This is a genomic window from Paenibacillus mellifer, assembly GCF_023195895.1.
Lineage (GTDB): Bacteria > Bacillota > Bacilli > Paenibacillales > Paenibacillaceae > Fontibacillus > Fontibacillus mellifer.
Map to the genome: position 1 here is coordinate 43,130 of NZ_JALPRK010000006.1, position 14,576 is coordinate 57,705.

Here is a 14,576-nt window from a genome sequence, read left to right on the forward strand (position 1 = left end):
CGTCTTTTCTGTTTGAACGGACATTGATCAAGAGTGAAGGCCAAATAACACGACTAATCGCTGAGGGCATCGGCCTTCGCCGTATGGACGAGAGCGGGGGAGGCCTCCTCGGTCCTAGCCCGTTCCGCCCGGACGGCGCAGACTTTGAATTCGGGCATCCGGCTGACGGGGTGCAGGGCATCGTTCGTCAGCCGGTTGACCGCCAGGTCGCCGCCCCAGTGAAACGGGACAAATATCGTGCGAGGATGAATGTCCGCCGTCATCTTGGCGGCGAAGTCCAGCGACCCGCGCCGCGTGGTCAAGCGGACGCGGTCGCCTTCGCGCAGGCGAAGCTGCTCGGCCAGGGCCGGGTGGAGCTCCGCCACCGGCTCCGGCGCCTTCTTCGCCAGGGCGTCCGTGCGGCGGGTCTGGGCGCCGCTCAGGTAGTGCCCGCCCAGCCGGCCGGTCGTCAGCAGATACGGGTAATCCGTATCTGCCACCTCCGCCGGCGGCTGCGGCGTGATCGCGTGCAGGCGGGCCCGGCCGCCCGCACGAGGGAAGACGCCGCCCGCGAACAGGCGCGGCGTCCCGGGGTGCGCCTGGCCGGGCCCGGGGCACGGCCAGAACAGCCCTTGCGCTTCCTGAAGGCGCGAGTAGCTGAAGCCGCTGTAATCGGCTTTGCCCCCGGCGGAAGCGCGGCATAACTCGTCGAACACTTCGCTCATCGACGAGTAAGAGAAATAGCGCCCTCGGCCCAGCCGTTCGGCGAGGGCGCACAGCAGCCAGGCGTCCGGCATGGACGCGCCGGCCGGTTCAAAGACCCGGGGCCGGTAGAACACCCGGCCCTCGAGGTTCGTCATCGTCCCTTCCACTTCGAGGAAGGACGTGCCAGGCAGCAGCCAATCCGCGTAGGCGGCCGTCTCCGTCTCGAACAGGTCGACGACGACGAGCAGGTCCAGCTTCGCCAGCGCCTCGGCGACCCGGGCGTTGTTCGGGCTGGACACGACCGGATTGGAGCCGAGGACGATCATCGCTTTGATGTCGCCGTCCAGCACCTTCTCGAACAGCTCATACGCGGAGACCCCTTTGCCGGGCAGCTCGCGGGGATCAAGCCCCCAGACGCCGGCGACATGCGCCCGGGCGTCCGGGTCCTCGATCGACCGGTAGCCCGGCAACTGGTCGGCCTTGAGCCCATGCTCGCGGCCGCCCTGCCCGTTGGCTTGCCCGGTGACGGAGCCGTAACCGCTGCCCGGCTTGCCGATGTGCCCGCATAACAGGCACAGGTTGATGTACTGCAGCGTATGCTCCACGCCGTTCACCTGCTGCTCCAGCCCCCGCGCGGTCAGGATGATCCCGCGCTTCGCCCCGGCGAATCCCCGAGCCACCTGACGGATCGTCTCCTCGGGGATCCCGGTTAGCCCGGCGACCCGCTCCGGCGAGTCGTCTCGAACCGCTTCCCGCACTGCTTCAATCCCTTCCGTGTGCGCGGCCACGAATTGGGCATCGTACAACTGTTCTGACAGAATGACATGCAGCAAACCGCCGATCAGCAGCGAATCCTGTCCGGGTTCGATCGGCAGATGATGGTTCGCGATCTTGGAGGTTAACGTTCGGCGCGGATCGATGGTGACGATAACCGCGCCTTGTTTTTTTGCAGCGAGCAGGTAAGGCATTAAGGTCGGTTGGCATTCGGCGATATTGGTACCGGCGAGGATGAGATAATCCGTTTTGGGAATGTCCTCGAGCGGGAAGGGGAGACCGCGGTCGATCCCAAACGCCAATTGCTGCGCTGCTGCCGCCGAGGACATGCAGTATCGTCCGTTATAATCGACGTAGCGGGACCGCAAAGCGACCCGGGCAAACTTGCCAAGCAGATAACACACCTCGTTCGACAGTGATCCGCCACCAAAAACCGCCACGCTGTCCGGGCCATATTGCTCCTGAAGATACTGAATTCGGGAGGCGATGTCGTCCAGCGTTTCCGGCCAGGCCGCAGGAGACCAAGTTGACGAGGTTCCTTCGGAGGCCGAAGATACCGCCGCCGCCTTCCCTCGTTTCGGTTGCGCCCGCCTGCGCAACGGCTGCATGACCCGCTCCGGATGTACGGTATGATCAAAGGCATGGAAGCCCTTTTGACATAGTCGACCTGTAGCTACGGGGAAGTCTGGACTGGGCTTAACTTCATACCCTGGGGTGGAACCTGGGGTGAAGTGTAGATCAAGACTGCATTGCATGCTGCAGAAGGGGCAGTGAGATCGCATACGTCCGTCAGGATGGGCGGCTGTAGGAGTAAGAGTCATAAGCAGCCTCCTTCCGCTTCAGGAACGTTCTTTTCCACTCGCCGTGAATTAGGAAGACCGTGAGAATACAAGCTAACGCAATACAGCTGAGAATGAGGAACCCTGGCGTATAAGAACCGGTCCACTGCTTTAGGAGCCCAAGAATGTTCGGCAGAAAATAACCGCCGAGTCCGCCGGCCGCGCCCACAATGCCCGTGATGACCCCGATTTCCTGCTGGAACCGCTGAGGGACTAGTTGAAATACGGAGCCGTTGCCCATACCCAGACACATCATGCCGATGAATAACAGCAGGGTCACGAGAGATAGCGGCGGTAACGACGATACCCATGCCATCATGAGGGCCACGCCGGCGTATAAAGCAAGCAGCATACGGACACCGCCGACCTTGTCGGCCAACCAACCGCCCACAGGGCGGAAGAAGCTGCCGGCGATCACGCATAAGGTCGTGAAATCGGCGGCTCGCACCGCGCTAAGTCCATATTCCGTATTAAAAAATATCGTCAAGTAATTCGACAATCCCACGAAACCGCCGAATGTCACCATATAGAACAGGCAGAACAGCCACGTATCTCTGTGGCGGAGCACGGTGGCGTAGTCGCGAAGTCTTTTGGGCTCCGGCTGGTTGGGACTGTCTTTCGCCAGCAGCGTAAAGACGAGGAAGACCAGCGCGACCGGAATGAGGGCGAGTCCGAACACGACTTCCCAGCCCCCATAATGCTGGGCGATCCGGTTGGCGAATAGCGTGGAGAAGACGGTGCCGCTATTCCCGGCCCCGGCGATCCCCATCGCCAAACCTTGGTATTGCGGCGGATACCAGCGGCTAGCCAAAGGCAGGGCCGCAGAGAAGGAAGCGCCGGCAACGCCCAGAAGCAACGCCACCACGTACAATTCGCCCAGCGAATTGACGAATTGCCAGCCCCAGACGAGCGGCACCATGGTGACGACCATGCCGATTTGGCCGGTTCGCTTGGGACCGATCCGGTCGGCCAACACGCCAAGCACGAGGCGAAGCACGGAGCCGCCAAGGATCGGCAAGGCGACAAGGTTGGCTTTCTCCGCTGCGTTCATCGGGTAATCCTGCATCATGATGACGGCTAGCGGCCCAATCAGGACCCATATCATAAAGCTAACATCGAAGTACAGAAAGGCGCTTAGCAGCGAGGGTTTATGCCCGTTTTTCAAAAATCCGGTACGTTCCATCCTTCCATCTCCTCTCCAAGTTCCATCCTCTTCACCGGGATGTTTCTGCTTCCTTAGGCATGCTACAACGAGGTGAACAAAACAAAAAGGAGCCCCGCGCAATCTTGCGATTGCTCGAATGGCTCCTTTGCCGACCGGCGGCACAGCGTTGTGCGAAACCGGAATATATGCGCCACGACGTTGTGAACGTAGTTAAATTATATGAGCTGGAAAAAGAAGATGTCAATATAAATCACAAAAAACGTTCATAAATTTAACTGAAAATCGTCTTGACGATTGCGAAAACAAAGTTTTCACTCGAAAATTCAGGATTTACTCTATTTAATGGGCATTTAATGTAAGAAAACATAACACCAGATAGAGTTTAGTACACAAATTTTCGCTGCGCCCAAAAGCTGAAGACAAACAACGACACTTCCGTCAACAGTTTAGCTGCGAACAGCGGGATGCCGATTGTTTCATGAAACAGATGCATCCAACCCATGTTCAACAGCATGACGAGCAGAACCAGCAAGAAGTACCTGGCCATGGAACGGTAGGCCTTTGCAGCGTCTCTTCCCGAATCGATGCCCCTCGTTAATCCGCCTGCACGGAACCCCAGTCCAGCTCGAGGCGTAAAAACGAACTTCCGGTTCATCGTGTAGTTCGCGATGGCGCTGCAGATTCTGGCGCCGGCCACCGAAAAGACCAAGCCGGCCCCGAGCCCTTGCAGCAGGAAGAGCAGCGCGAAGTCCAATCCGGCGGAGAGGATCGACGAACCGCTGAATCGCAAGATCGGTAGGTATATCCGGTACGAATCGGCGAATGGCCGGAAATGGGAGGACCGATTCCGATTGAGATACACCGTGTTGATCCATAGTTCTTCGACCGACATCTCTTCTCTCGCTGAGTTCAGAAGCATGTTCATCTCGTATTCGAAGCGCTCGCCCGGAACCTCGCACAACCATTCCAGCAAGTTCGAGGAGAAGCCGCGCAGCCCGGTTTGGGTGTCGTAAATTCGGGTTCCGCTGGATAAGGAGAACACGGTCCGGGTCACAGTATTCCCAAATCGGCTGCGCAGAGGCACCTTTCCGGCAAACCGGCGGCTCCCTAACACGATGCGCCGGCCTGGGCCGCGTACGGCTTCAGCTACCCGCATAATATCGGCGGGCAAATGCTGGCCGTCGCTGTCCGCGCAGACTACGCCGCCGGGTTCGCCCGATTCCAGCAAATAGCGGAATCCAGTTTTTAAAGCGCAGCCCTTGCCGCGATTGATCTCGTGACGGAGCACCGTGCAGCCGGCAACCTTCGCTGCTTCGAAAATCGGCCGGTACGCTTCCCCGCTGCCATCATCGACAATGACCAGACGGTCCGGGGAAGTTTTTTTTAATTGGCGAATGAGTTCAAGTAGCCTTTCGTCGGGTTCGTAGGCGGGGATCAATATCGTTCCCATGTCAGTTCCCCTCTGGGACATACAGAATGTCGCTGACGCCGCGTTCGCGTTCTTTGCCCTGCGGATTGTTGACGACCCTCCCCCTAAAATACATCGTCGACGAGCCGCCTCCGTCAAGGTTATACGCTTCGGTGCAGCCGAAGTCTTCGAATACCTGCGCAAATTCCGACAAGGTCATCCCCCGGCTGTACCCTTCCTTCCGGCCGTCGACCACGACGAACACGTAATGATTTGGAGCCACCAGGCCGATGCCGGTTCGGGGGTTCGCGCCTTGGATCGAACGATTACCGAAGTTGGTGTCGATCGTAACGTTGTTCAGGTCCGCGTTCACCTGCCCCCCTTGGATCAGTGCCGGCCCGAACGACAGCGTTTGCGTCACCCCTCGCTCCAGCAGGGACTCAGCGGTAACCTCTTGCTCGTCGTAAGCCTCCATCGTTCCGTCTCGGAACAAGGCTAGTCCCGTCCGCGCCGGTTCGTCGCGGTAAAGGGTGCCGTTGCGGATAATGACGCCGTCCTCGCGAAATCCGTAATAATCCCCGTTAACCGCAAATACCGCGCCATGGCTTTCGGCGATTTCAGACGTGGCTTGCGTAATGTTGCGGCCAAAGCTGTTTTCAGCAAAAGCGGACTGCAGCGCCGTGGAATCCTTTATCTGCACGTCCGCCACGAAATAAGTGATTTGATCCGAGCCGGACCCCGTTTGGATTTGGTCGATGTGAATCTTAACCGCATCGCTATCGTAGTTCCAGTCGTCGGAGGTAGCGCCGGTCTCGGCCGACTCGGCATTCGGCGACGTTTGAGTCTGCAGGGCAGCCGTGCCTTCGCTAGGGGCTTCGTTCCGTGCCACAACCACTTCCACGTGTTCGATTAAATAACGGTCCGCCAAACCGTAAAGAATGCCGCCGATACCTAGAACCGGCACGAGGATATATACGACCAACGTCTTCTTTGATTTACGCTGGACGAGTTTATTGTTTTTGTTCAATGGTGATCACTCCGATCCTGTTACTTTGAGGCAAAATCATCATACGGCCCTAACCTGAAATGAAGCTTAAGGGTGAAAGATGCCCGCGACCTGATTTCAGGTTACAATAGAAGAAACAGACAGAAATGACGCTGAATTCGAGAAAAAGAGGGATCCGCTTTGAGTGAAACGAAAGCTCCAATCCAGGCTCCAAACGAGGTTCAATCTGCGGTGCAAACGGTCGTTAAAGTCATCCGCGCTCAGCAGCAGTTCGTCCGGTCCGGGGCCACACGGCCGGTGGAGTTCAGGCTGCGCCAACTGGAGCGATTGAAGGCAGCCATCGCCCGTTACGAAACGCGTATTTTGGAAGCGCTGCAGCAGGATTTACGTAAACCTGAGCTCGAAGGTTACAGCACGGAAGTTGGTTATGCTTACGACAGTATCGGATACGTGATGAAGCGGCTGAAGCAATGGGTTAAACCAGAGCGGGTCCGTACGCCGCTAACCCATGTCGGGTCCAGCAGTTACATCTACCGGGAGCCTTACGGGTCGGCCTTGATCATCGGCCCATTCAACTACCCGTTTATGCTGGTGATCGACCCTCTGATCGGGGCCATTGCCGCGGGGAATGCCGCGATCGTCAAGCCGTCGGAGTATACGCCTCATGTCTCCGGGGTCATCGCCGAGATGCTCGGCGAATATTTTGATCCCGGGTACATCCAGGTCATGGAGGGTGGGCAGGAGGTCACCTCCGCGCTGATTCATGCCCCGCTCGATTTTATTTTTTTCACCGGAAGCATTCAGGTTGGAAAGATCGTGATGGCTGCCGCTGCTGAACATCTGGTGCCAGTCGTGTTGGAGCTTGGCGGGAAGAGTCCTTGCATCGTCGACCATGAGGCGGATCTGGATTTAGCTGCTCAGCGGATCGTTTGGGGGAAATTTCTGAATACAGGTCAGACTTGCGTGGCTCCGGACTATGTGCTCGTGCACGAGTCGGTGAAAGCGGAGTTGATTGCCAAAATGAAGGCGCAGATCACAGCCTTCTACGGGGAAGATCCGCAGCAAAGTCCGGACTACGGGCGGATCGTGAATGAGCGGCACTGGAACCGGCTGATGGGATTGGTAGACTCCTCGAAGGTAGCGGTTGGAGGGACTGGGGAACGGGAGGATTTGTACCTGGCGCCGACGATTATGGAGAACGTAAGCTGGGAAGACCAGGTGATGCAGGAAGAAATCTTTGGGCCGATTTTGCCGGTGCTGGACTATCAGGTTCTGGATACGGCGCTTCGGAACATCGGCGAGCGGCCCAAGCCGCTGGCGTTGTACTTATTTACGAGCAATTCCAGGACAGAGCGGAAGGTGATGGAGTCGGTCTCATTTGGCGGCGGGTGCATCAACGACACGATCATGCATCTGGTTAGTCCATATCTGCCCTTTGGGGGTGTGGGATCATCGGGTATGGGGGCGTATCACGGACGCTATAGCTTCGAGACCTTCTCCCACCGAAAAAGCGTGCTAAAGAAGTCCACGCGAGTTAACCTGAGCTTCATTTATCCGCCTTATACCGCCGGTAAATTGAAGCTGATCCGACGCTTTATGAAGTGAATGGGGAGCTGAAGGTGTCAAAGTCAATGAATTTATCATGGGAGGGATATTCATGGGAATCAGTACAAGCCGGAAGTTCGCCTGGACCTGGCGCGTGAAGGAAGACCAGTTGGAGGCTTACGTTGACCTGCATTTGAACCCTTGGCCGGAGGTGCTCGCGGAGCATACCCAAGCGGGCATTCGAAACTATTCGATTTTTCAGCAGGGGAACCAGTTCTTCTATTGCTTCGAATGCGATGATCCGGACGCGGCTTTCAAATATATTGCGGATAGTGAGGTTTGCCAACGGTGGAACGCGATTACGTCGGGGATGGTGGAGGGTTCGTTTGATTTTAACGAGCCGCAGCCCATTGTGCCGATGCGAGAGGTTTTTTACTTGAAATAAATCAGAATAACATCAGGAGGGCTCGGAGAATGAAATATCGGAAATTAGGTAAAACCGGCCTGAACGTTTCCGTGGTCGGCATCGGTACTTGGCAGTTCGGCGGGGAGTGGGGCTTGAACTATACCCAAGCGGAAGTCGATGCGATTTTGGACCGGGGCCGGGAGCTCGGCATCAACCTGATTGATACGGCGGAGTGTTATGGCGATCATTTGTCCGAATCGTTTATCGGGGATTATCTGAGTCGGCGAAATCGGGAGGATTGGCTGGTTGCCACGAAATTCGGCCATCAGTTCCATGAACGGTTTACGCGGACGGATCGGTTTGAGGCCGAGGCGGTACTGCAGCAGCTGGACGCCTCGCTGAAGGCGCTGAAGACCGACTATATTGATTTGTACCAATTTCATTCCGGGTCGGATGCGGCGTTTGATCATGATGAGCTATGGACGCTGCTGGATAAGCAGAAGCAAGCGGGGAAAATCCTTCATCTAGGCACATCAATCGGCAGTAACGATAACCTTCATCAGACCGAAGCTTCGTCCAAGGTGGGTTCGGAGGCGATCCAGGTGGTATACAACCGACTGGACCGTGTGCCGGAGAACCGGGTGTTCCCTTCCTGTGAGCGACAGGGCCTGGGGGTGCTTGCCCGCGTACCGTTGGCAAGCGGATACCTAAGCGGCAAATATAAGCCTGGCGCGGTGTTCGGCGAAACCGACGTACGCCACAGACATGACCCCGAGAATACCCGGCGCAAGCTCGAGGAAGTGGAGGAGATCCGCCGGAACGAATTGCCGGAGGGTGTGGACATGGCCCAGTGGGCGTTGGCCTGGTGCTTGAAGAACCCGATCGTCAGCACGGTTATCCCGGGCTGTAAGAATCCGGCGCAGGTGGAGGCAAATGCGGCTGCGGCGGAGCTGGAAATCTAAGAAAATACAAGAAGGCCGATAAGCAGACAAAATAGTTGCTTATCGGTCTTTTTTCTTATTGACGACTGTCAAATTTAGGATTATTATGTAAACATAAATTGGAATTTTAGAAGTATATGGTGTTGCTTGATGTCATTGGATGTCGTTTGGTTGCTCTACTAGTCGAGAATCATTCGACTCGTAGAAGGAAGCGGGATTGGGGGGCGATAATTTTTTGATATCCACAACCACGATTCGCGCAGAACTGGAAGATTACATCAAGAGCGAAGGGACAACCTTACATCGTTTTTCGGAAACTGCCGGGGTTAACGTCGGAACGTTAAGCGGAATTATTAACGGTAACCGACCTATTGCGATCGGACAGTTGGACCGGATCACAGCGGCAATGGGGTTGTCTGAGGGACACTTCTACGATTTATACGCTGATGAATGTTTTACTTCAACCGCTCCGCATTGGAGAAGGCTGCGGCCGTTTCTTCTAAGATGCGCTGAGCTGAAGCGGAATGATTGCATTAACCAGGTCCTAAGCCGATTGCTAGACGATTTGAAGCAGATTGCGGGAATTTTCGATACGTCGGAACAAATGTTTGAGCAAGGGTTGAAGGAAGCCGCCGTCATTCTGTATGAAGCCGTAATCGAAAGCGAGAGATCCAGTCACTCAGAGCGGTTGGCAATAAGTTACTACCGGTTGTTTAAAATTCACAGCATGGATAGTGACAAGGGATTTAAAACTGCAATGCAATTTTTACCCTACAGACATCGTTTGCCGGAAGTCTATGCGCTTGATGGAATACTAATGCTAGCCGAAGTTTATTCGCTTAAATTTAACTGGTCTGAAGCCGAAGCATACGCAGACGAACTTTGCGCATTAGCAAAAGCGTTGTACGAAAGAAAAGTATGGAGATACAGTGATTTCAAACCACTCCGTCCTCTTGTTTATTATTATGGTAGGGGCTATCTTTTCAAGTCTGGTTCTTATGAATATAGAGGAATGTTTGAGGAAGCAAAGAAATGGATTGCAGAATATGCAGATTTAAGTTGGTTTGATGCCGATGATGAAACCCAAACCGCCGTTATAGAACAATTTAAAATGTATGCACAGGCCAATTATCTTTGCATGGATATTAAAACGGGGGATCGTTCAAAAATTCCTAAGTATGTTCAATTCTTGGAAGAAGAACCCGATGAACTGGTGGAAGGATTGATAACATTAGTTGAATCGGCCAATCGGCATGAGTTTTACATTGATGAGATTCTTGATCGATATTCCGAAGAAATTGAAAAATACAGGTCGATTGGTAAAGATAAGTGGTTTCCAGAATCCGTAGTAAGTGTGAACCGTTGTTCCGTTTTTTTTCAGAATTACGCAATTTATCATCTGAGGAAAAGGAATTACGAAGAAGGTATAAGGAGTTTACTATATAGCTTAAAGATGGCAATTTCTTTGAATAATAAATCTTTGATCGTGAATTGCATGACTTTATTTGAACTGAATCGCAAGTTCGTAACTGAGGAGCAATATAAAAATTTTGAAGAACTGTGTAGAAAGGTGTGGGAAAATGAAAAAGAAAATGTTTTTTACGGTTTCGGCTTTGACAATGGTTAGTTTGGTAGGTTGGGCTAGTGGTACTGGTTTAATTACAACATTGTCACATGGTTATTGGGGTTAATATAATATTTTGTTTTGAACCATTCAAAAAAAGTAGGGATCAGCCTTTCGGGTTGACCCTATTTTTATTTTGTAGCGTATTCAGAGACAGCGTGAGTAACTTTCCAGGCCGTAACATTTCAAAAATTGGAATTTTTTTGTTTCTTGCATTAGGTTTCATTATGCAATATTTGGCAACCTCTTCTAATATGTTCCTAGGGTGATAGCTATGAACAATTCTGAAAAAATCAGATTCCGTATTGAAATGGAAAGACAGGAATTAAATCGGTTAGCGCAGAGATATGGCTTGCGGCATGCAAGGGTACTCCATCAGTCGGTTGTACTTGACCGGTTGTTAAATAAATATAGTAAGGTCACTTTCTCGGATTATCGAAGAAAAAAGCCCATCGCGTAGATGAGGCTTCTTTATCCTTCGGTCAATTTGTTAGTGATTATTTTGATGACTTCTTCGATCGGGAATTGGGTTGTGTCGGCGACTTCCTTTGCGTTTCGCTCTGCCCCGGACTTACCGGAAGGAAGTAACCAAGCCCTGCAGCAGCGTACGCACATCGTACTGGTATTGATTGATCGGTGCGATCGGTTTGTTCAACCCTAACAGCCCATAGACCGCCATGCGGGCTGCGCGGACGGAATACTCTTCGGTGAATACGACATCGTCCGGGATTTCGCAAAATTGACTGATCAACGCCAGGTTGGTTGAACCGTCCGGGATAACCTTTGGCCGATCGTCGATCGTTCTAGGCATGAACTGCGCGGTGATGAACGGCATCATACATGGAATGCAGTTGGCGGTAGAAATGATCGCTTCCATGTCCTGTTCGAAATGGAGATGATGCAGCAGTTCGGTTAGAATTTCCTCACCGGTGCATTCGGACATTTTCTTAGGCACGTAATCCCCGACGCGATCCGGAAATAATCCGTATCCCCAGAATACCTTAACCCGCTCCGGCTGATTGCGGAAATGCGGCTGATGGGCCAGCACGATGGACATCAACCAGCTTGAATCTTTAAAGGTCACAAGCGCGCCCGTACCGGCCTTGTTGCGGGAGAAAGCCTCCATCCGGTCAAAAAACCGTGAGTCCTGACAGGTGACCGTAAAGGACTCCCATTTCGACCCGTCGATATGATCGTCGAAGGAGGAGGGGTGGCCAAGCCCCGGTTTTTTTGCGGCTATGCGGTCCCACAACTGCCAAGAGCTCCCTTTGCCGTTTAGCTTTGGCGCTGTTGTCATGGAGCCCAGGCTATACCCTTCCGTCATTGAACCGTTGGTGACGATCACCAAATCGTCCTTTGCCAAGTCCAGGACTCGCGGTTCCCCATCTTTCAGATAGTGCATTCGGGTAACGGTGATCTCATCACCTTCACGGAAATCCAGATCCGTGACCGTGCATTTCAGCGAAAAATCCACGCCGTGCTCCTCCAGATATTTTTGCAGCGGCAGAATAATAGAGTCGTACTGGTTATACGGTGTCCGGGTGACTCCTTCCAAGGTATGGATCCTCGGGAACTCATGCATGAACCGGAGCATGTATCTTTTGAACTCTACGGCACTATGCCAGGGTTGGAAGGCGAACGTCGTCGCCCACATGTACCAGAAATTCGTCTCGAAAAAATGCGGCCCAAACCAATCGTTAATCCGCGCTTTGCCCATTTTCTCCTCGGGGGTCATAATCAGCTTGACCATGGCCAGACGGTCCGCCATATCAAAACCCATGGAGGTAACGTCTTCCACCTGCCCCTCACGGTTCACTAACCGTGCGTTGGAGTGCGTCGGATGGGCCGTATCAAAAGCGATAATCTCGTCCCGCACCGAAAGACCAGGGTGGTCCAGTGAAGGAATGGAACGCAGCAAATCCCATGTATTTTCATAGGTCTCATCATTCAGCATTCGGCCGCCGCGGATCACATATCCTTGTTCACCGTTCCCGGCGCCATCGTTACTGCCGCCCAGCACCTTCATTTCCTCCAATACGTGAATATTCTGACCGGGAAAATCACAGTCTCGCACCAGGAAAGCGGCTCCCGCCAGCGAAGCGATTCCTCCGCCGACCAAATAAACCTGTCTCGTGTTAAGTTCTGCTGACATTACCTTCGCCTCCAAGGAATGTGATGAATGGAACAATCTCAATGTAATCCCTCTTTGAGGGAAACAAAATCATCAATGGTGCGGCGCTGTATAAAAAAAAGACACTCCTCAGGGAGTGTCTAGGATTCCGACGAAATCGGCCCTATTTCGAGTAAAACTAAGAACTCCGATTGCCCGAAACTTTGGACTCGCCGGCTTTCTGTTCATATCGCTGCAGCGCTCGCTCGAAATGGCCGTCAGCCAATTCGCCAAGCTTTTTGACGATGTTCTCCGGACGTTCCTTCATCCCATCTTGCATCCATCGAACGATTAGCCCGACAAACGCCAACGTATAGAAATTGGCCAGAAACCGTTGATCCGCCTCATCCACCTGCATTCCCGCGGACACTTCTTCAACAACCTCCATGACCAGTTGGTTTGTGACGGTATACAAGTACGAGTCCAGATGGCTGCGCGCCAGGGAATTTAGCGTGTTCAAACAAAATAATCGGTTCACTTCGATATATTTGAATATTTTCAGAAAGCCGCTGGTCCAGGTGTGGTAGCCGTGCTCCCCGGCGATGGCATCCACCGCTTCGGTTTGATAAATCCAACTCAAGAGTTCGTAAATGTCCTGGAAATGATAATAGAACGTTTGCCGGTTTATCCCGCAATCGTCCACGAGAAGCTTAACGGTGATTTTATTGAGAGGGGTATGGTTCATCTTGCTTTTCAGCGAGGCGGCAAGCGCCCTTTTGGTGAGGTGGGAACTGGGCATGAGAATCACCTGCTTATGGAAAAAATAGGTGTAAATCCTGTCTCCCATTATACTCCGGCCTAGGCGCGTATACAAAAAAAGGGCCCTCGGTTTCCGGAGGGCCCTTGGATTAATTCGTCTTCGATTTATTATAGATATCGAAGGCGACGGCAAGGAGCAGGACAAGCCCTTTGATCCCTTGCTGCCAATCGACACCAAGGCCGATCAGCGACATGCCGTTGTTCATGACGCCCATGACCAGGCCGCCGATGATGGCGCCGATGACGGTGCCGATCCCGCCGGAGGCGGAGGCCCCGCCAATGAAGCAGGCCGCGATCGCGTCGAGCTCGAAGTTGGTACCGGCTTTTGGTGTCGCCGAATTAAGACGAGCGGCGAAGATCAGGCCGGACAACGCGGCCAGGGCGCCCATGTTGACGAACACCCAGAACGTCACCTTTTGGGTTTTAACGCCGGAGAGTTTGGCCGCTTTCTCATTGCCTCCCAGCGCGTAGATATGGCGTCCAGCGACCATTCGATTCATGACGAACGAGTAGATGACAATCAGGAAGAACAAGATGATTAAGATGTTTGGCAGCCCGTTATAAGTTGCCAGTACCAAGGTAAACACGTTGATGATGGCAACGAGCAGCACGAGCTTGGATACGAACATCCAAATCGGTGCAACCTCGAACTGGTATTTGAGTTGGGTCCGGCGCTCCTTCCATTCCTGCCAAATCAAGAGGAGGGAGAGGACCAAACCCAGCAGAACCGTCAAAGTATGAAGGCTGCCGCCGCCAAACCAGTCGGGGATAAATCCGGAGCTGATGCGTTGGAACGATTTCGGGAACGGCGCGATCGACTGACCGCCAAGCACGATCATCGTCAAGCCCCGGAACAGCAGCATCCCGGCTAACGTGACGATAAAGGCCGGTATTTTCACATAAGCAACCCAAAATCCCTGCCAGGCGCCGATCAATCCCCCTATCACCAAAGAGAGGATAATTGCTAGGAACGTCGGCATTTGGAGATCTACCATCATAATGGCAGCCAAGGCCCCGATAAAGGCGGCGATGGAGCCGACGGACAAATCGATATGTCCTGTGATGATGACCAACACCATCCCGATGGCTAACACCAAGATGTAACTGTTTTGCAAAATCAGATTCGTAATATTAAGTGGCTTCAGCAAGATGCCGCCAGTCAAAATTTGAAACAGTACCGTGATGAAGATCAGGGCGATGATCATGCCGTATTGGCGTATGTTTTTTCTAAAAAGTTCGCTAACCGCTTGCATCG

General features: G+C 53.4%; 12 protein-coding genes. 5 read left to right on the forward strand and 7 right to left on the reverse strand.

Features of this window, described 5'->3' with window-relative positions:
• Window positions 1-53 precede the first annotated feature (53 nt).
• From M0651_RS08670 to M0651_RS08685, 4 genes are all read right to left on the reverse strand, one after another.
• Window positions 54-2,279 carry a molybdopterin oxidoreductase family protein gene (locus M0651_RS08670; RefSeq protein ID WP_308195481.1) on the reverse strand — a complete coding sequence of 742 codons (2,226 nt, stop codon included), beginning with the start codon at window positions 2,277-2,279 and terminating at the stop codon, window positions 54-56.
• On the reverse strand, window positions 2,248-3,480 hold the full coding sequence (locus M0651_RS08675) for a nitrate/nitrite transporter (protein WP_248551448.1): 1,233 nt from the start codon (window positions 3,478-3,480) through the stop codon (window positions 2,248-2,250). The genes M0651_RS08670 and M0651_RS08675 overlap by 32 nt, the downstream gene beginning before the upstream one ends.
• 364 nt (window positions 3,481-3,844) lie before the next feature.
• Window positions 3,845-4,912 carry a bifunctional glycosyltransferase family 2/GtrA family protein gene (locus M0651_RS08680; RefSeq protein ID WP_248551449.1) on the reverse strand — a complete coding sequence of 356 codons (1,068 nt, stop codon included), beginning with the start codon at window positions 4,910-4,912 and terminating at the stop codon, window positions 3,845-3,847.
• 1 nt (window position 4,913) lies between these two features.
• The gene (locus M0651_RS08685) at window positions 4,914-5,897 is read right to left on the reverse strand and encodes a phosphodiester glycosidase family protein (protein WP_248551450.1); all 984 of its coding nucleotides are present in this window, start codon (window positions 5,895-5,897) and stop codon (window positions 4,914-4,916) included.
• Between the two features lie 159 nt (window positions 5,898-6,056).
• Here M0651_RS08685 and M0651_RS08690 point away from each other — a divergent pair, with 159 nt between their 5' ends.
• The 5 genes from M0651_RS08690 to M0651_RS08710 all read left to right on the forward strand — a co-directional run bounded on the left by M0651_RS08690 (window position 6,057) and on the right by M0651_RS08710 (window position 10,852).
• Window positions 6,057-7,481 (forward strand): aldehyde dehydrogenase, encoded by a 1,425-nt coding sequence (locus M0651_RS08690; protein WP_248551451.1) that lies wholly within the window; start codon window positions 6,057-6,059, stop codon window positions 7,479-7,481.
• A 52-nt stretch (window positions 7,482-7,533) separates the two neighbouring features.
• Complete coding sequence (locus M0651_RS08695; protein WP_248551452.1) at window positions 7,534-7,866, forward strand: L-rhamnose mutarotase; 333 nt, start codon at window positions 7,534-7,536, stop codon at window positions 7,864-7,866.
• Window positions 7,867-7,895: 29 nt separating this feature from the next.
• Window positions 7,896-8,789 carry an aldo/keto reductase gene (locus tag M0651_RS08700; protein WP_248551453.1) on the forward strand — a complete coding sequence of 298 codons (894 nt, stop codon included), beginning with the start codon at window positions 7,896-7,898 and terminating at the stop codon, window positions 8,787-8,789.
• A gap of 196 nt (window positions 8,790-8,985) precedes the next feature.
• The gene (locus M0651_RS08705; protein ID WP_248551454.1) at window positions 8,986-10,395 is read left to right on the forward strand and encodes a helix-turn-helix domain-containing protein; all 1,410 of its coding nucleotides are present in this window, start codon (window positions 8,986-8,988) and stop codon (window positions 10,393-10,395) included.
• A 307-nt stretch (window positions 10,396-10,702) separates the two neighbouring features.
• Window positions 10,703-10,852 carry an aspartyl-phosphate phosphatase Spo0E family protein gene (locus M0651_RS08710; RefSeq protein ID WP_248551598.1) on the forward strand — a complete coding sequence of 50 codons (150 nt, stop codon included), beginning with the start codon at window positions 10,703-10,705 and terminating at the stop codon, window positions 10,850-10,852.
• Window positions 10,853-10,963: 111 nt separating this feature from the next.
• On the opposite strand, the gene M0651_RS08715 is transcribed toward M0651_RS08710, so the two are convergent.
• From M0651_RS08715 to mmsB, 3 genes are all read right to left on the reverse strand, one after another.
• A complete protein-coding gene (locus tag M0651_RS08715) occupies window positions 10,964-12,544 on the reverse strand; it encodes an oleate hydratase (protein WP_248551455.1) in 1,581 nt (526 codons plus the stop codon).
• A 157-nt stretch (window positions 12,545-12,701) separates the two neighbouring features.
• The gene (locus tag M0651_RS08720) at window positions 12,702-13,301 is read right to left on the reverse strand and encodes a TetR-like C-terminal domain-containing protein (RefSeq protein ID WP_248551456.1); all 600 of its coding nucleotides are present in this window, start codon (window positions 13,299-13,301) and stop codon (window positions 12,702-12,704) included.
• A gap of 109 nt (window positions 13,302-13,410) precedes the next feature.
• Window positions 13,411-14,574, reverse strand: coding sequence for a multiple monosaccharide ABC transporter permease (gene mmsB / locus M0651_RS08725; protein WP_248551457.1), 1,164 nt, complete (start codon window positions 14,572-14,574; stop codon window positions 13,411-13,413).
• Window positions 14,575-14,576 lie beyond the last annotated feature (2 nt).